The 15,865-nt window shown below is 45.4% G+C and carries 16 protein-coding genes; 8 read left to right on the top strand and 8 right to left on the bottom strand.

Annotation, left to right across the window (positions count from 1 at the left end; translation table 11 throughout):
• Window positions 1-20 precede the first annotated feature (20 nt).
• Window positions 21-419, bottom strand: a complete 399-nt coding sequence (locus tag F7D47_RS14755) for an A1S_2505 family phage non-structural protein (RefSeq protein WP_194252626.1) — start codon at window positions 417-419, stop codon at window positions 21-23.
• 463 nt (window positions 420-882) lie between these two features.
• On the opposite strand from F7D47_RS14755, the gene F7D47_RS07485 reads away from it, so the two are divergent.
• From F7D47_RS07485 to F7D47_RS07475, 3 genes are read left to right on the top strand one after another with little or no spacing between them, the layout of a single operon-like run.
• Window positions 883-1,422: an RNA polymerase sigma factor gene (locus F7D47_RS07485; protein ID WP_117586395.1), complete on the top strand. Its 540-nt coding sequence runs from the start codon at window positions 883-885 to the stop codon at window positions 1,420-1,422.
• A 47-nt stretch (window positions 1,423-1,469) separates the two neighbouring features.
• Window positions 1,470-1,856: a hypothetical protein gene (locus F7D47_RS07480; RefSeq protein ID WP_153086089.1), complete on the top strand. Its 387-nt coding sequence runs from the start codon at window positions 1,470-1,472 to the stop codon at window positions 1,854-1,856.
• A gap of 33 nt (window positions 1,857-1,889) precedes the next feature.
• Complete coding sequence (locus F7D47_RS07475) at window positions 1,890-2,387, top strand: hypothetical protein (RefSeq protein WP_182429290.1); 498 nt, start codon at window positions 1,890-1,892, stop codon at window positions 2,385-2,387.
• A 145-nt stretch (window positions 2,388-2,532) separates the two neighbouring features.
• Here the strand turns inward: F7D47_RS07475 and F7D47_RS07470 are convergent, their stop codons facing one another.
• The 3 genes from F7D47_RS07470 to F7D47_RS07460 form a co-directional block, all read right to left on the bottom strand.
• A complete protein-coding gene (locus tag F7D47_RS07470; protein ID WP_228113398.1) occupies window positions 2,533-3,699 on the bottom strand; it encodes a DUF3810 domain-containing protein in 1,167 nt (388 codons plus the stop codon).
• A 458-nt stretch (window positions 3,700-4,157) separates the two neighbouring features.
• Window positions 4,158-4,856, bottom strand: a complete 699-nt coding sequence (locus F7D47_RS07465; protein ID WP_153086088.1) for a M15 family metallopeptidase — start codon at window positions 4,854-4,856, stop codon at window positions 4,158-4,160.
• Between the two features lie 11 nt (window positions 4,857-4,867).
• Complete coding sequence (locus tag F7D47_RS07460) at window positions 4,868-5,344, bottom strand: Lrp/AsnC family transcriptional regulator (protein WP_117695577.1); 477 nt, start codon at window positions 5,342-5,344, stop codon at window positions 4,868-4,870.
• Window positions 5,345-5,567: 223 nt separating this feature from the next.
• Between F7D47_RS07460 and F7D47_RS07455 the strand changes: the two genes are divergently transcribed.
• Together F7D47_RS07455 and greA are read left to right on the top strand one after the other, a co-directional pair.
• A complete protein-coding gene (locus tag F7D47_RS07455) occupies window positions 5,568-6,698 on the top strand; it encodes a 5-methyltetrahydropteroyltriglutamate--homocysteine S-methyltransferase (RefSeq protein ID WP_153086087.1) in 1,131 nt (376 codons plus the stop codon).
• A gap of 156 nt (window positions 6,699-6,854) precedes the next feature.
• Window positions 6,855-7,319: a transcription elongation factor GreA gene (greA, locus tag F7D47_RS07450; protein WP_006848453.1), complete on the top strand. Its 465-nt coding sequence runs from the start codon at window positions 6,855-6,857 to the stop codon at window positions 7,317-7,319.
• 70 nt (window positions 7,320-7,389) lie between these two features.
• Here greA and F7D47_RS07445 read toward each other — a convergent pair whose 3' ends face one another.
• From F7D47_RS07445 to F7D47_RS07430, 4 genes are all read right to left on the bottom strand, one after another.
• A complete protein-coding gene (locus tag F7D47_RS07445; protein ID WP_153086086.1) occupies window positions 7,390-9,333 on the bottom strand; it encodes a MutS-related protein in 1,944 nt (647 codons plus the stop codon).
• A gap of 12 nt (window positions 9,334-9,345) precedes the next feature.
• Window positions 9,346-9,735, bottom strand: coding sequence for a nitroreductase family protein (locus F7D47_RS07440; protein WP_153082921.1), 390 nt, complete (start codon window positions 9,733-9,735; stop codon window positions 9,346-9,348).
• An 18-nt stretch (window positions 9,736-9,753) separates the two neighbouring features.
• A complete protein-coding gene (locus tag F7D47_RS07435) occupies window positions 9,754-10,968 on the bottom strand; it encodes an ATP-binding protein (protein ID WP_153086085.1) in 1,215 nt (404 codons plus the stop codon).
• Window positions 10,969-11,196: 228 nt separating this feature from the next.
• Entirely contained in the window at window positions 11,197-11,877 is a 681-nt protein-coding gene (locus tag F7D47_RS07430) for a hypothetical protein (RefSeq protein ID WP_153086084.1), read from the bottom strand.
• A gap of 134 nt (window positions 11,878-12,011) precedes the next feature.
• On the opposite strand from F7D47_RS07430, the gene F7D47_RS07425 reads away from it, so the two are divergent.
• The 3 genes from F7D47_RS07425 (at window position 12,012) to F7D47_RS07415 (ending at window position 15,821) form a co-directional block, all read left to right on the top strand.
• Window positions 12,012-12,230 (top strand): hypothetical protein, encoded by a 219-nt coding sequence (locus F7D47_RS07425; protein ID WP_153082918.1) that lies wholly within the window; start codon window positions 12,012-12,014, stop codon window positions 12,228-12,230.
• Window positions 12,205-12,429, top strand: a complete 225-nt coding sequence (locus tag F7D47_RS07420; RefSeq protein ID WP_228113397.1) for a BRO-N domain-containing protein — start codon at window positions 12,205-12,207, stop codon at window positions 12,427-12,429. Before F7D47_RS07425 ends, F7D47_RS07420 begins: the two co-directional genes overlap by 26 nt.
• A gap of 185 nt (window positions 12,430-12,614) precedes the next feature.
• Entirely contained in the window at window positions 12,615-15,821 is a 3,207-nt protein-coding gene (locus F7D47_RS07415) for a SusC/RagA family TonB-linked outer membrane protein (protein WP_153086083.1), read from the top strand.
• The last annotated feature ends 44 nt before the right edge of the window (window positions 15,822-15,865 follow it).

Below are 15,865 nucleotides of genomic sequence, written 5' to 3'. Positions count from 1 at the left end.
TCCACTCTTTCTTCAGAAAATTACTCTATCACCTCCCAGAAACTCTCCGGCAAGCTGATGTTCTTCATCTCCTTTGCATTCTCGAACAATGGGGCGATGTCTTCGGCTTCGAAGCCGGCGATGCCGCAACCTATTGGGGTTACCAGGAAATGAAGATCGGGATGCTGATGGGCAAAGATAATGAATTCCTCCACGTATGGACGGATAGTTTCCACGCCGCCCTGCATCGTAGGGATGGCATAACTCTGGCCCTGCAAACCTACACCCTTGCCCATGACGGCACCGAAATGCAGGCGGGCAATGCGGGCAGCACCACCACCATGCATGCCAGCCAGATTGCTGCCAAACACAAAAATCTCGTTTTCCTTCAAAGAATCAATCCAGCGAGGAGTGATTCTTCCCTTCTTCTTATCTTCCATATTACTATTATTTAATGTGTTACTTTCTTCAGCCGCTTCCTCGTTGCATATTCTTGAAGCCATCATGCCCGGCTTGTGTTGCAGGTCGTATCGCTTATCGTAGATGCAATAAGCCACCCGGCAGTATCCGTAGTAATACTCCCTCACGATTCTGGCATCGGCATCCTTGAAGCCCTGCAGAATCTCATCGTCCGATAAGCTTTCTAATGCCTTCTTCTGGAAATCAGTTTCTGAAAAATTCTTTTCTTTCTTCATATCGATTCGATATTCTAAATCTGTTTGCAAATATATACTTTTTCTTTGAGAAAGCGGAGAAATAGCTCCCTTTTTTCTCTTCTCTATAATATTAAAAGAGAAAAAAGGAGGAAAAATTAAGCAGGTATCGAAAAAAAATGCATCCCGCTTTTTACTTTTCCCTTTTCTTAAGGTCATATAATCGTAACGTTCATGAAAATAAACGAATATGAGTGTAAATGACAAAGGCATAGTGGATACGCTGAAGGAATGCCCGGAGAACGGATTCAGAATGCTGATGATGAAGTATCAGGAACCGGTTTACTGGCACATACGCCGATTGGTGGTTTCGCATGATGATGCACAGGATGCTTCGCAGGAAACTTTTGTGAGAATCTATCGCTCGTTCAATCAATATCGGGGCGACTGCTCACTGAGAAGTTGGATTTACCGCATCGCTACCAACGAGGCCCTGCGGCTCATCAGCAAACGGAAACAGAAAGAAGTTTCTCTGGAATCAGATTCAACGGGCGTCAGTCTCATCCCAGCAGATAATTATATCGACTTCGATGATAAGGTGGCAGTAAAACTGCAGAAAGCGATTCTCTCGCTTCCGCCTAAGCAGCAGCTGGCATTCAATATGAGATATTACGATGAACTCGGGTTCGACGAAATAGCGAAGGTCGCTGATTCCACGCCAGCCAGTATCAAGGCAAGCTATCATGTTGCCAAAGAGAAAATTATCAAGTACATGAATTCGAACGGTTAAGTGAGAGTTCTGTGAGTTTTTAATGGTTATTCAAAATGGAAAAGAATATGGATACAAATTTTGATTTCAACAAAACCGGGAAGTTTGACTTCGGCAAGGTGGGTAAGCGGATGCCTTATTCTACGCCAGAAGGATTCTTCAAGGAGATGGAAGCCAATATCCTGGAGCAGGTGAAGAACGACAAACCGGCACCTGCCAGGATACAGCCGAAGAAACGACCTCTGATGAAGGTGATATGGGCGACTGCAATGGCAGTGGCAGCATCGGTGGCAGTACTCCTGGTACTCAACATCGATTTCTCAGCCTCTTCTTCTCAACCTTCACAGGTGAATAACGGAATACAGGAGGTAGATCAGGCTTTCGCACAGCTGTCTTCTGCCGATCAGGCTTATCTTCTCTCTGTATATCAGGAGGATGTGTTCCTCAACAATTAAACGGATTCAATAATAATTTAAAATGATAGAGTTATGAAACGAATTTTGGGTATTTTAATGATGGTCATCGCCATGATGACGGTTACTACAAGTGTATGTGCACAGACGCCTAACCAGAAGCAGCGCCTCAGTCGTGAACAGTTGGCTGAAAAGCAGGCTCAGTACATCTCTCGTAATTTGGGGCTTGATGAAAAGACCAACGCTAAGTTTATCGAGACCTATACTGATTGTCAGAAAGAGGTATGGGCTTTAGGTCCTCGCCCTCATCACAAGAAGGGCGAAATGAAAACGGATGCTCAGACCGAACAGGAAATCAAGCAGCGTTTCGAGATGAGCGAGAAGATTCTCAACATCCGTCAGAAATACTACAAGAAGTATTCACAGTTCCTGAGCCAGCAGCAGATTCAGCGTGTTTACGAACTGGAGCGACAGATGATGAAGCGCTTTGCCCAGAAAGGTCCGCGCAAGGGAATGGGTAAGGATGGAAGACCAGGTCCGAGAAGAATGCATGGACCTGCACAGCAGAAGTAAAAAACGGCAGAAATGTTTAGCGTAATAATATATTAGTCCTCTTATCAAGGAAAAAAGATTACTTTCTATATTCAAATATATGCGAACGACGATTGGTGCAAGAACGCGCGCCAATCGTCTTTTCTTTCTCATGTAATTATTTCTGTCATCTTTTCATAAGAGATTTTTCCTGCTTGTTCTCCCAAGCCAGAATCAGACCGATGACGCCGGCATAGCTCTTTCTGCCGCCTTCTACATGGTTGCCTCTCAGATAGAGTTCGAAGAAGAAATCCTGGGCGGCATCCAGTGCCTTGCATCTTTTGCCCTGCCAGTATTGGCGGTCGCTTTTCAGCAGCCTGATTATCTCTGGCCGGATATGTTTCAGGTATTTCTCACCCTCCTTTTCGCCGAGAATGTCGAATACATTATATAATACATGGGGCAGAATGTGGTAATATCCGCTGAATTTCACCGCCTTATCCTGTGATGCCGTACAGACGAGATAACTGTAGAAATTCGCCTCTCCTTCGTTAGCAATGCCCAGGAAATGAGCAAATTCATGGGCATAGGTAGCAGGATAATCGTGCGCCCGGATATCGCCGTTCAGCGTAAATTCGCAGAAGAACGGTCCCATGCTGCCGGTTACACCCGACATCGAACTGATGGGCGTGAACACCATCGTCTTGGCATGTGGATGCTGGTTGAAAGGCGGATTGATGCCCTCCCGATAGCCTATCTTGTTATATTCCTTCAGAACCGCATCCCGCACCCGATTCTTCAAATCTTCATCCACGATACTGTCAGATTTTTCACTCTTCCCTCTCCGTTCTTCACTCAAAAGGTTGAGGCTGTCAGCATACTGGTAGGCGAATTTCCTGAACTTCTCTTTCGAAACCTCAGCAGGCTGCATGCCAACTCTATAATAGATAACAGGCTGCGAATAGTTCAGTCCCCAAGCTGCATAAAACCATACATATACCCACAGCAGATATTCAATTACCCTCCCGAAGACCACCTTTTTCTTCGGATAGCCGCCGCTCTTGGCAGCAAGAAAGATAAACCGACGGGCGAGTTTCTTCCGTAATCCAATCTCGTAGATAGGATAGAGGACGACCCAGGCGATGCTGAGAGCTATGAAAATATCGCCCACGGCAAAGGGAAAGATGCCTGAGATGGGCGAAAGAAGGGTGCCGATAACGGGATAAACACGATAGGTGTAGATAACTCCCCAGAGAGGAATTATCTTGGTAAGGGTGACGAGGATGAGCAACAGCAGCAGTACCCAGTGGCGCCACTTCATTCTGTCGAGTCGTAAAGTATGTAATATCTTCATCTTGTTTCTTGTTTTTTATCTTGCATGGCTCTTGAACAGAGCTGTCTTTTTTGCACTTTTTGCCCCTGATGTGCAGAGATGGTGCAAAAATACAAAAGTTTTCTGAAATATTGACATCAGAAATCTGTTTTTTTAGTAATTTTGCCATATTAAAAGTTGAACTTAATAAATAGAGGAGGAGTTATTATGAAACAGACGCAGGAATCATTCGAGGCTATGAACCTTGAATATGAGAACCTCTATAATGAGGACGATGAACGTAGAGAATATAATTCTGTCTGGTACAGCTAGTTACAATGTATTATAAAAAGGCTGTAACAGGTGAATTAAATTAGTGTTACATATAAAAAGATCGTTAGGATAATAAAAGACTATGCCATAGTTACTAAAGAAATGATGTAACATAGGCATAGTCTTTTTTTATGTCCTTTCCTTGCTGGCTGTTCTTTCCTGCATTTCTATTTTTCGAAGTGCTGGTAATCTTTGCTGTGTTTCCAGTCACCTCCCCATCGGAATCCTTTTGCCTTGAAAAGCCGGTAGCAGAGGTCGCCTTTCTTTATTATATAAGCGTGGTTCTTGCTGCGGTCCAGATAGGGACGGGCGGTGGCAGGCTCCACCACTTCCTTGCCGTTCTTCAGTCGTTTGTGGTAAGGATTGTAGAGGGTGTTGATGTCTACGGCCAGTCCCCTTCCGTGCTTCGATACCGTATGGGTATGTGAGATGAAGCGGAAGTTGAAGCTGGAGGAGTTGTTGGCTCTCATCGCCCTTTCATCGTCGGCATCCCAGTAGTCAATGAGTCTCATCCGTTCTATCGGATATTTTGCCTCGTAGAGCTTTTTCAGAATATCGAGCACATCTGTGGCTATCGCCCTGTTCACCACCATCTCTCCTACGATGTTTCTGCCGTCCTTGTCTACGTGCAGGCATCTTATGTATCTCAGTTCGCTTCTTGCCACGGTACAGTTCTTCTTGTATGTCTTGCCCTGCATCAGGCGGAAGATATCATCAGGAATAGTGGAGATGGAGAAGAAATGCTTCTCGCCCAATTTTCTGATGGTTTGAGAACTGACGTTTTCTCCAGGCTGCTGTGCCTTGGATGGGAGGCAGAAAAGTCCGGAAATAAACAGGCATATCATCAATATATTTTTTGCTTTCATCACGTTTCTCCTTATTTTGCTACGGGAATATAATGCGAATCCTTGATTTCTCCAATCACGATGATGCTGTGCAGACTTCCGATGCAGTCGATGTTTCCCAGCGTGTTGAGCATGAAGTCCTGATAGGCTTTCATATCCCGGGCGTATACCTTGATCTGGAAGTCATAATCGCCGGTGGTGTTGTAGCATTCCGTTATCTGGTCGATGGTCTGCACGGTATCCATGAATTGCTGAATCAGGTCATGGGTATGCTGCTTGAGCCGGATATTGCAGAGCACGATTACGTTGTGCCCCAACTTGTGATGGTCTACGATGGCTCCATATCGCTGGATGTATCCCTCGCGTTCCAGCCGCTTCTGCCGCTCGAAGGTGGGAGAAGGGGAGAGGTGTACTCTTGCAGCAAGCTCCTTGACGGTGAGTCGGGAATTCTGCTGCAGTAACTTCAGTATTCTGATGTCTGTTTCATCAAGTTTTTCTTCTGTTGTCATTGTTCCTTTATTTCTGTTTTTACTGATTCTTACAGAATAATATTCTGCTGATTTGCTTAATTCGCTGCAAAGATAGTATATTTTTCTGAATTACGGAGAATATTTGGCAAATAAAATTCTTCTTCTTACCTTTGCACCCGCAATTCCGGATGCAAAGCGTCATTCATCGGTAATGACAGGATAAAGAGTCATTCACATCAAATAATAATAAGGAGATAAAAATATGAGCAACGTAAGAAATATACATTTTGAGGCAGTGGGCAGCTATTTGCGCCCTGCAGAGTTGAAGGAAGCAAGAGCTAAGTTTGCTGATGGCAAGATTTCTGCCACCGACCTTCGCGCCGTAGAAGACCGGCTGATTACTGAGGTCATCAGTCAGCAGAAGGCGCATCGCCTGCCTTATATCACCGATGGCGAGTTCCGCCGCAGCTATTGGCATCTCGACTTTATGTGGGGATTCAATGGCGTGGAGCATATCGAACTGGAGCATGGCTACCAATTCCATGGCGAGGAGACAACCAAGGGTTCTATCCAACTGACCGGCAAGATTACCGGCGAGAATCATCCTTTTATCAAGGATTTCCTCTTTGTAAAGCAGTTTGAGGAGTTGGATGCCAATGGCGAATATATCTTCGAGGCAAAGCAGACGGTTCCTGCTCCGGCTCAGTTCCTTGCCGAACTGTTCCGTGGCAAGAATGCCGAGAATACCCGCAAGTTCTATCCTAACACCACCCAACTGATTGAGGATATTACTCAGGCTTACCGCACCTTCTTCCAGGAGATTTATGCAGCCGGTTGCCGTACCGTCCAGCTGGATGACTGCACCTGGGGAATGATTGTGGATAGCGATTACTGGAAGGCTAAGGTGGGCACAGGTTTCACCCTTGAGCAGGAAGCCCTGCAATATCTGAAGGTGAACAATCTTGTCATCGAGGGCAAACCTGAGGGGTTGACTATCAACACCCACGTATGCCGTGGCAATTATCATTCCTGCTATGCCACCAAGGGTGCCTACGATGCCGTAGCTCCTTATCTCTTCGCCCATGAAGATGTAGATACCTTCTATCTGGAGTATGACGATGAGCGTTCGGGTGGTTTCGAGCCGTTGAAGTATGTGGCTGATGGCAAGAAGGTGGTGCTGGGTCTGGTAACCTCCAAATCTCCGGTGCTGGAAGATAAGGCTACGGTCATCGCCCGCATCCGAGAAGCAGCCAGATATATCCCCCTCGATCGGCTCAGTCTCAGTCCTCAATGCGGTTTTGCCTCTTGCGAGATTGGTAATAAGCTGACCGATGCTGAGCAGTGGGCAAAGATAGATCTGGTGAGAGAGATTTCCGAGGAAGTTTGGGGATAATGATATATTCAGGGAGAAGATGTGTTGTCTGTCATGGCTGCACATCTTCTCTTTTTTTATTTACTTTTTATCAAAAATGTTTGGTGTTTTCATGAATTACTAGTAACTTTGCACCCCGAAAATTAAAAACATCATTCATTAAGATTATCAGAGAAAATGGAATATATGTCTCAGGAAGGTTACGATGAGCTCGTGGCCGAACTTCAACACATGGTTAACGTAGAGTTGCCAGCCGTTCGCGATGCGATAGCTGAGGCCCGCGATAAGGGCGACCTCAGTGAGAATTTCGAGTATCATGCAGCCAAGCGTGAGCAGGGCAAGCTTTTGAGCCGCATCAGCTTCAAGCAGAAGGTCTTGGAGAATGCCCGTGTCATCGACAAGTCTCGCCTGAAGAGCGATACCGTTGGCTTGTTGAGCAAGATTAAGATTACCAATCTCGCCAACAAGTGCAGCATGAATTATACCATAGTAAATCCTCACGAGGCTGATTTGCATAGTGGCAAGATTTCCATCAAGTCGCCTATCGCCAAGGCCCTTCTGGGTAAGAAGGCAGGTGAAGAGGTAATGGTAAAGGTACCAGCCGGCTTGCTCAAATTCCGCCTGGATAGCGTGGAGTTATAATGTATTCTTTAAAAGGAAAACTCCCGATAATTTGAAACTGATCAAACTATCGGGAGTTTCTCTTTTTATTCTAATATTTCTCCAGAATCTTATTCAGCAAGAAGGTGGCATTCTGGTTTCTTGCCACACCCTTCTGTATCTTATAAGTATAGGTAACATCTGTGCCTAAATCTATCTCGAAACAATAGTTGTGGAATTTTCCTGATGCATCATTCTCCATCTTGGAGAGCTCCAGATCGTGGGTAGCGATGATACCGCTCACCGGCTGCTTGGCAATGGCTTCGAGGAACTTTCTCGAACCATTCAGCTTATCCAATGAATTCGTTCCCTTCAGAATCTCATCCAGAATAATCAGCGTTCGGAGTGGCTCCTTATTGCCTTCTCCACTTTCCTTGCAGCACTTTCCCTCAGCACTTTCCCTGCAGAACTTCAGCAGCTCCTCCAGTCTTATCAGCTCAGCATTAAAGTAAGAGATGCCATGCGTCAAATCATCGGTGGTTCTCATGCTCGAGAACAATCTGAAACGTGAAATCTTCAGCTGATCCGCAAACACCGGCATACCCGCCATTGCCAGGATATAGTTCACGCCCAGCGAACGCAGGAAGGTACTCTTTCCCGCCATGTTGGCTCCGGTGATGATATAATAGTTGTCGTCCTTGATGGTGAAATCGTTCTTCACCGCCTTGGCACCCAGGAAAGGATGATAGAGATTCTTTCCCTCGAACACGATTTCCGGACTTCCGATTCCTGCATTTTCAGAAACATCGCTATCTGTATCTGCTTCCGGACTTCCCGAAACAAATTCCGCCTCTTCCGCCTCCGGATGATTATATCTGAAATCCGCCATCGAAACCATCGCATCCATCTCGCTGATGATATGCATCCATTCCTCCATCTTCACCATATAGGTATTTTTCCATTTCAGAAAACTGCGAACCAGGAAGAAATCGCTCAGCATGAAGGCATCGGTGAAGAAAAGACCCAGGAAGTTGCCTCTTCTGTCATATCCCTTCAATATCTTTTCCAGTTGGGCAAAGGAAGGCAGGGCATCTGCCAGGGAATTCTGCATCTCTTTGCCTAATTCGCTATGAAAATTGCGCCTGTTGATAAGCTGAAGTATCTGGGCATAGGCGATGAGCTGATGGCGAAGTTTGCCGCCGTTGCTGTCTATCTTATCAAGTGTCTGCTTGCAGACGAAGAACACCACCATGTATTGAACCAATACCCACCACAGGGCGAAATCCACCGAAACCATATCGCATATCGATAAAATCACGGAACCGATGACTCCGATAATCAGCAGCCATCCGATAACGAGCGAAATCGGAGACCCAAACCATGCCGGCACCTCCATCTTCGAAACCTTCTGCATCGCATCCACCACCGCAGCAGAATCAATCTTCTTCGTCTTGCCATTCACCATTTTGCCATTCACAGTCTGGCTTCTGTTCTTTTCGCCAAGTGCCAGGAATTCCATTCGCCAGTTTTCGCCTTCTCCAGCCAATTCCTTCTGCAAATCCCTTCTTCTTTTGATATCCTCCATGGTCAGAGGCGTTTCCCGGGTAAGATTCCTGGCGAGTGCCTCCGAACCGCCCGATGTGATGGTTCGGCAGATACGGTTGAACAGCGAACTCTTGCCGAAGACATCGAGGTCGAAGGAATAAGGATGCTGCGGATTCTGATAGAAATCGCCCGTTTCGAAAGGCGAGAAATCGCCCTCCAAAGCCTTGATTTCGTCCTGATAAACCTTGAGCAAAGCCGAAAGATGCTCTATCTTCTCCTTGTTCTTGTCGTCAAGTCGTCTGATTCCCAAATAGGCAATCAGGCACAGCGCCGCCCCCATCAGATAGTTCTGTGTATCCCCATCCAATGCGAAATAGCAGATCAGGAAGGCGAGGATGCCGCCGAAAGCCAGCAGCTCGCCCGTTATAAATCCCGTATTCTTACGCTTCAGGGCAGCCACCTCAGCAGCGTATCGGCTTACATATTGTTGATAATTCTCCTTGATATTCATACTTTTTCTTTATTATGAATTTTTCTCCATCCATTTATTATAGGAAATATTCTCCTCCTTCCACTTATCCTTTGCTTCCGCCTGATTCTTCGGATATCCGATGATGAGGGTATTGAGCGGAATCATCGTTTTGGGCAGATGCAGCAGTTGCTGCATTCCCTCGTACCGTTCTTTCAGGGGATAGAGGGCTGTCCATACACCGCCGAGTCCCAGACCGTGAGCCATCAGCAGAATGTTCTCCGTGGCTGCCGAACAGTCTTGAATCCAGAACTCCTGCTCTGTGCCTTCCAGCGTCTTGTCAAGGCATCCGCAAACCACGATGGCGAGCGGTGGCATGTCTGTATAACTTCTCACCGATGTACGGCTCATAATATTTTCAAAAATCTGATTCTTTTCCATCATTGTTTTTCTATGTGAGTCTTATTTTTTAGGCGAATCATAGCATTCCATAAGCCAGTCGAGCACATATTCTTGCTTGATTCCATCATGAAACTGGACGGGGTCGTTGTCCAGGGTGAGCAGATATTTTGGAAAATTGTCGGAGATGGACTTCAGGGGTGCCAATTCTCTCTGCATCGTGGTCTCATCCCTTACGCTGAGCGATACCTGATAGTATGCCTTGTGTTCACCAATGATTACCACGAAGTCTATTTCTGCATCACCGGCTTTGCCTACATAGATTTCTCCGCCTCGTCGTGCTAGTTCCAGATACACGATGTTTTCCAGTACGTGCCCCAAGTCGCCACCTTTGGTGCCATTGATGACTTGGCGCAGACCTATGTCGGCAAGATAAAGTTTCTGTCCAGTCTTCAATAGCTGCTTACCCTTGGCATCATATCTCTGCACTGGGTAGAAGATATAGCTGTCGGTGAGGGCAGAGACGTAGTTTTCTATCGTATGAGATGTAGTCTTTCTGCCCAGCGAGGTCATGGTGTCGCTAATGCGCTTGATTACGGATATGTTGCCTATATTGTCAGCAAGGAATCTTACCACACTTTGCAACATCATCACATCGGTTATCTTCTTGCGGCTCACCATATCTTTCAGTACGATAGTGTTGTAGAGACCTGACAGATATTCACGCACCATCTCTCTGTCTTGGCAGATTTGGGGAATGTATGGGAAGGAACCCAGTTCGATGTATTGGCGATAGGCGAGCTCTCGGGAAGTATGGGCAGGCTGCGTTTGCATGAATTCTCGGAAGGAGAAAGGGAAGAGTTTGATTTCGATGTATCTTCCGGTGAGCAGGGTGGCTATTTCGCCAGAGAGCAGGTAGGCATTGCTGCCAGTAACGTAAATGTCTACGTTGTCTAGCAGGAACAGGCTGTCTATCACTTTCTGGAAATTTTCCACCATCTGTATCTCGTCAAAGAAGAGATAGTTCATCTTGTCTGGGCACAGGTTCTGCTTTACGTGCGCATATAAAATTTTATAGTCGAGGAACGGTTCGTTGTCGAGATCCTCGAAGTTGAGGTTCTGTACTTGTTCTTCAGATACTCCGTCCGAGAGAAGTTTCTCCCTAAACATTCTCAGCAGCGATGACTTGCCACAGCGTCGTATGCCTGTTACTACCTTGATGGCCTTCTTGTCTCTCCATTTCTCCAGGAGATTCATGTATTCTTTACGCTCTATCATATTCTCTTTATGTTCTATTTATTCACTTTGCTATTCATTTTGCATTCTATCTTGATTGCTAAAAATGAAATGCGCTGCAAATATACGAAACTTTTTCGGAAAATTTGCAGCGCATTGCAAATTTCTTGTACTTCTGGGTGAAATTTGCAGCGTATTGCAAATTTCTTTCTGTAAAACTGATAACACTTTCTGTAATCTGTATATCCGAGAATTTGTATTTATTTGGTTTTATTGCCCGAAACATCCTATCGTTTTTATTGCCCGAAACATCCTATAGTATGCGTATATATAAGCCGATGTTGTGGTTATCATACTGATGAGATTCATGCAGGTGAAGGCTGCCTGCTGGGTGTTACCTGCCAGATAAAACACTGCTACAGGGAGTAGATTCGAGCATATCAGCCATACCATGAAAACCAGGACAAGGGCTATGCCCAGTTTGCGCATGTTGCCCCTGTGTTTGCTGCACAGATGACAGCCGGCTACCAGGGAGGCGATGACGGAAATCAGGCCCATCGTGCTTTCTGTCCAGGTGAGTATGGAAGCCATTTGGGTAATCTGTCCGTTCTGCATCATCGTTACGAGATGAAGATTGAAGCATTGGCCCAGGATGAATGAGAGCACATAGTAAAGTACCATCAACTCGCTGCAGCGTCGTAGCAATTTTACGCCTGCCGGTAGCGTGTAACGGAATATTCCCCATAAAGCTATAGGGGCGAGCTGCAAGACCAGTTGCTTGATGGTAACCAGAATGGGACTTATTGGAATCAGGATGGGACTTGTTCTGAAGGATAAGCCCGCTTGTCTGCAAACAGAAAATGCCAGCGAAAACAATGCGAAAATGCAATATGCATACATGGCATATTGTGCAATGCGATTTATATCTATAGAATAACTTTTTCTTTCCATAATTCTACATTTGATGATCTTACTAAAGTTTCCCACCCCAAAATAATAGGGTAAAAATAACAGTTTCTCGATAAAAAGTTGTATCTTTGTAATCGCTAAAGAACAAAAAAACAACGATTTAAAGAGTAACTGTTATGAAAGCAAAATTAAGTAATTTTTCTGAGTTATCAAACATATTAAGTGTTAAAAGTTCATTGCGAACCAATTTAATGGCACTTTTTACCCGTTTTGGACTAGGTCATCTCCTCTGCAAGCTATCATTGGAGAAAGAAGCTGGTATTCCTGCCGTTCAACTAATCCTGTCTTTGTGTCTATTTCGCATAGCAAGTGAAAGTAAAGGCAAAAGCTTTTAAGAAGGATGGAAGCGAGGCGATGCGTCGTACTCTGATGCTCTATGTCAACGAGAGCGGTTTCTATGCTTTGGTGCTCGGCTCTAAGCTTTCTACTGCCGTGAAGTTCAAAAACTGGGTTACGGCTGATGTGCTGCCACAGATTCGCAAGACGGGTGGTTATCCATGTTTGTTATTGCATTTAGATATTGATTTAGGATAAGAAAGTAACTTTTTGTAACTCAAAAACATAAATATTCGAATTTTTGTTTGGTGGTTAATGGATTTTATTATACCTTTGCAACCGAATACATATTTTATATAAAACTTGTAAAGGATAACTAGCTATATATAAAGAGGTGTATTCAAGATAAAGAGAGATAATAATTATAAGAAGAGACAGATATTATGAGAATGAAGGTTTTATTTGCTTCCCTGTTGCTGGCTGCTTCGGGGCAAGTGCTGGCACAGTCTTCCGCACAGGTGGGGGGGCAGGTCTTCGATGAGAACGGAGACCCTGTAGTAGGTGCCCAGATCATGGTGAAAGGTTCCAAGACCGGAACCGTGACCGACATTGACGGTAAGTTCAGCTTGCCAAGTGCTAAAAAAGGAGAGGCGATAGTCATCACCTATCTCGGTATGGATTCCCAGACATTGAAGGCGGCTCCAGGTATGAAGGTAAGCATGCACTCTCAAGACCGCCAGCTCGACGAAGTGATTGTTGTGGCTTATGGTGAGCAGAAGAAATCCTCTTTCACGGGTTCAGCAGGCGTAGTGGATGCAGATAAAATTGCCGTGCGTCAGGTAACCAATGTGGTAGATGCCCTCAATGGTCAGGTAGCGGGTGTGCAGATGATAAATACATCTGGCGATCCGTCTTCTACCCCTACCATCCGTGTACGCGGTATCAGCTCAATCAATGCAGGTCAGGATCCGTTGATCGTGGTAGATGGTGCACCTTATTATGGTTCCTGGAGTGACATCAACCCAGCGGATGTGGCATCTGTTACCGTGTTGAAAGATGCGGCAAGTAATGCACTCTACGGAGCCCGTGGTGCCAATGGTGTCATTATGATTACCACCAAGAATCCGCAGGTGGGCAAGACCGTCATCACTGTTGATGCCAAATGGGGCAGCAATAGCCGTGGCTCTCAGACTTATGATATGATTTCAGATCCCGGTCAATATTATGAGACACATTATAAGTCATTATATAATTACTATACCAATGGCAAGGGTATGTCAGCTTATGCGGCTCATGTGGCTGCCAATAACGCAATTGGTGGTTCTTCAGAAATGGGCGGATTGGGTTATATCTGCTACAATGTGCCTGAGGGACAGTATCTCATTGGCGATAATGGAAAGCTGAATCCTAATGCCACATTGGGCAATAAAATCTCTTATAACGGAAAGGACTATACGATTAGTCCGGACGACTGGCTCAAGGCGGCTTACCGAAACACCCTCCGACAGGAGTATAATATGAATGTGAATGGTGGAAACGACAGTTCCCAGTTCTATGCTTCGTTGGGCTATCTGGATAACCCTGGTATCGCATACGGATCTCAGTTTAAGCGATATACTGCACGCCTGAAGGCTACCTATAAGGCAAATGAATGGCTGAAGGTGGGTGGTAACGTAAACTATGCCCATACCGTTACAGACTATGCCACAGAGGTAGATTCTGATGGAAACAATAGTACTACCAATACCTTCTACATGGTCAATACCATCGCTCCTATCTATCCGCTGTATCTCAGAGATGGCAATGGCAATATCATGACCGATGATAATGGTAAGATATATGATTATGGTAACGGAATGAATGCAGGCTTGAATCGACCTGTACTCTCTCAGGTCAACCAGTTGAAGGATGACCAGCTTCAGGCATCCCATTCTGTAGGAAATACTTTCGGTATCAATGGTTTTGCTGAGATTACCCCAACATTTGTCAAGGGATTGAAGATTACCTTGAACGGTACGGTGGATGACTATGAATATCGCTATCAGAGTACCCAGCAGCCTTATTATGGATTTGGTGCAACGACTTATCCTAATGGTGAGGTAACCGTAGGACATTACCGTTATTATACAGTCAACTTCCAGCAGTTGGTAAACTATGCCCGTTCTTTTGGTCTGCACAACATGACATTGTTGTTGGGTCATGAGAACTATAAGCAGACTTATGAATACGTATATGGCGGCCGTTCCAACATGTTCTCTTTCAAAGAAAACCATGAGTTGGCAGGTGCTATTACCAATGAGCCGACATATTCTAATCAGACCAATTACAACACCGAAGGTTTCTTCTTCCGTGGCATGTATGATTATGATGGCAAGTATTTCGGCCAGGTATCTTATCGCCGTGACGGTTCATCCCGCTTCTCTCCAGCCCATCGCTGGGGCGATTTCTATTCTTTCGGTGGTGCCTGGATACTGACCAAGGAAGATTGGATGGCAGGCACCAAGTCTTGGCTCGACATGCTGAAGGTGAAATTCTCTTTCGGTCAGCAGGGTAACGATGCCATCGGTAACAATCGTTATCTGGATACTTACGGCATCGGTAGCATGAATGGCGACATGGCGCTGACCTTTGCTTCAAAGGGTAATGATAAGATTACCTGGGAGACCAATACCAATATCAACGCAGGTCTTGAATTCGAACTCTTCAAGGGTCGTCTGACCGGTGATGTGGAGTATTTCTACCGCAAGACCACTGACATGCTCTGTTTCATCAGCGTGCCTATGTCAATGGGTTATGCAGGCTATTACTCTAATGTGGGTAACATGGTGAACCGTGGTGTAGAACTGAATCTTGCAGGAGATGTAATCCGCACCAAGGATTTTGCGTGGAACATCAATCTCAATGCCACCCACTATACCAATGAGATAACGAAGCTTTTTGATGAGAACAAGAACGAGATGCTGAGCGGATATGCCGGTTATCATAACGGTTCTTATTATTATGGTGAAGGATTGCCTATCTACACCTGGAGATTGAAGAAATATGCAGGCGTAAATGAGAAAGGAGAATCCACATGGTATGTTGAGAACGAAGATGGTTCGCTGGGCAAGTCGGCAAAATGGTCGGAAGGCTCTTACTTTGCCTGTGGCGACCCGACTCCGGATCTTTATGGTGGCTTTGGCACATCGTTGTCGTTTAAAGGTATTGATGTCGGTGTGAACTTCACTTATTCCATCGGCGGCAAGTCTTACGATTCAGGTTATCAGAGTCTGATGAGTGTTCCTCATGATAGCTGGACAGGTTTTAATTTCCATAAGGATATGCTGGATGCCTGGTCTCCAAGTAACAGAGGATCCAACATCCCTCGCCTCCAGTATAATGATACGGATGCAAGCTCATCTTCTGACCGTTTCCTGATTAATGGAAGTTATCTCAACCTGCAGAGCATCAATATCGGTTATACCTTGCCAAAGAGCCTGACACGTCGTTTGGGCTTGACTAAGGTTCGTGTCTATGGTTCGGCAGACAATGTCTATTTGTGGAGCAAGCGAAAGGGATTCGACCCTCGTACAAGTTTCACCGGCTCACCTAGCAACGAGCAGTATGCGTTTGTTCGTACCATCTCTGGTGGTATTACACTTCAATTTTAAACTGTTAGATAAGGAGATTTTTATATAGATAAGGAGAATTTTAT

The sequence above is a fragment of the Segatella copri genome, from assembly GCF_009494835.1.
In the GTDB taxonomy this organism is placed as follows: Bacteria; Bacteroidota; Bacteroidia; order Bacteroidales; family Bacteroidaceae; genus Prevotella; species Prevotella copri_F.
This window is presented reverse-complemented; position numbering and strand designations above follow the sequence as displayed.

Bases quoted from the DNA above. Each gene is read 5' to 3' on its own strand.
- F7D47_RS07415 (WP_153086083.1), top strand. From the start codon at position 12,615: ATGAGAATGAAGGTTTTATTTGCTTCCCTGTTGCTGGCTGCTTCGGGG.
- F7D47_RS07440 (WP_153082921.1), bottom strand. From the start codon at position 9,735: ATGATGGAAAAGAATCAGATTTTTGAAAATATTATGAGCCGTACATCG.
- F7D47_RS07470 (WP_228113398.1), bottom strand. From the start codon at position 3,699: ATGAAGATATTACATACTTTACGACTCGACAGAATGAAGTGGCGCCAC.
- F7D47_RS07425 (WP_153082918.1), top strand. From the start codon at position 12,012: ATGAAAGCAAAATTAAGTAATTTTTCTGAGTTATCAAACATATTAAGT.
- F7D47_RS07480 (WP_153086089.1), top strand. From the start codon at position 1,470: ATGGATACAAATTTTGATTTCAACAAAACCGGGAAGTTTGACTTCGGC.
- F7D47_RS07475 (WP_182429290.1), top strand. From the start codon at position 1,890: ATGAAACGAATTTTGGGTATTTTAATGATGGTCATCGCCATGATGACG.
- F7D47_RS07485 (WP_117586395.1), top strand. From the start codon at position 883: ATGAGTGTAAATGACAAAGGCATAGTGGATACGCTGAAGGAATGCCCG.
- F7D47_RS07460 (WP_117695577.1), bottom strand. From the start codon at position 5,344: ATGACAACAGAAGAAAAACTTGATGAAACAGACATCAGAATACTGAAG.
- F7D47_RS07430 (WP_153086084.1), bottom strand. From the start codon at position 11,877: ATGGAAAGAAAAAGTTATTCTATAGATATAAATCGCATTGCACAATAT.
- F7D47_RS07455 (WP_153086087.1), top strand. From the start codon at position 5,568: ATGAGCAACGTAAGAAATATACATTTTGAGGCAGTGGGCAGCTATTTG.
- greA (WP_006848453.1), top strand. From the start codon at position 6,855: ATGGAATATATGTCTCAGGAAGGTTACGATGAGCTCGTGGCCGAACTT.
- F7D47_RS07435 (WP_153086085.1), bottom strand. From the start codon at position 10,968: ATGATAGAGCGTAAAGAATACATGAATCTCCTGGAGAAATGGAGAGAC.
- F7D47_RS07445 (WP_153086086.1), bottom strand. From the start codon at position 9,333: ATGAATATCAAGGAGAATTATCAACAATATGTAAGCCGATACGCTGCT.
- F7D47_RS07465 (WP_153086088.1), bottom strand. From the start codon at position 4,856: ATGAAAGCAAAAAATATATTGATGATATGCCTGTTTATTTCCGGACTT.
- F7D47_RS14755 (WP_194252626.1), bottom strand. From the start codon at position 419: ATGGAAGATAAGAAGAAGGGAAGAATCACTCCTCGCTGGATTGATTCT.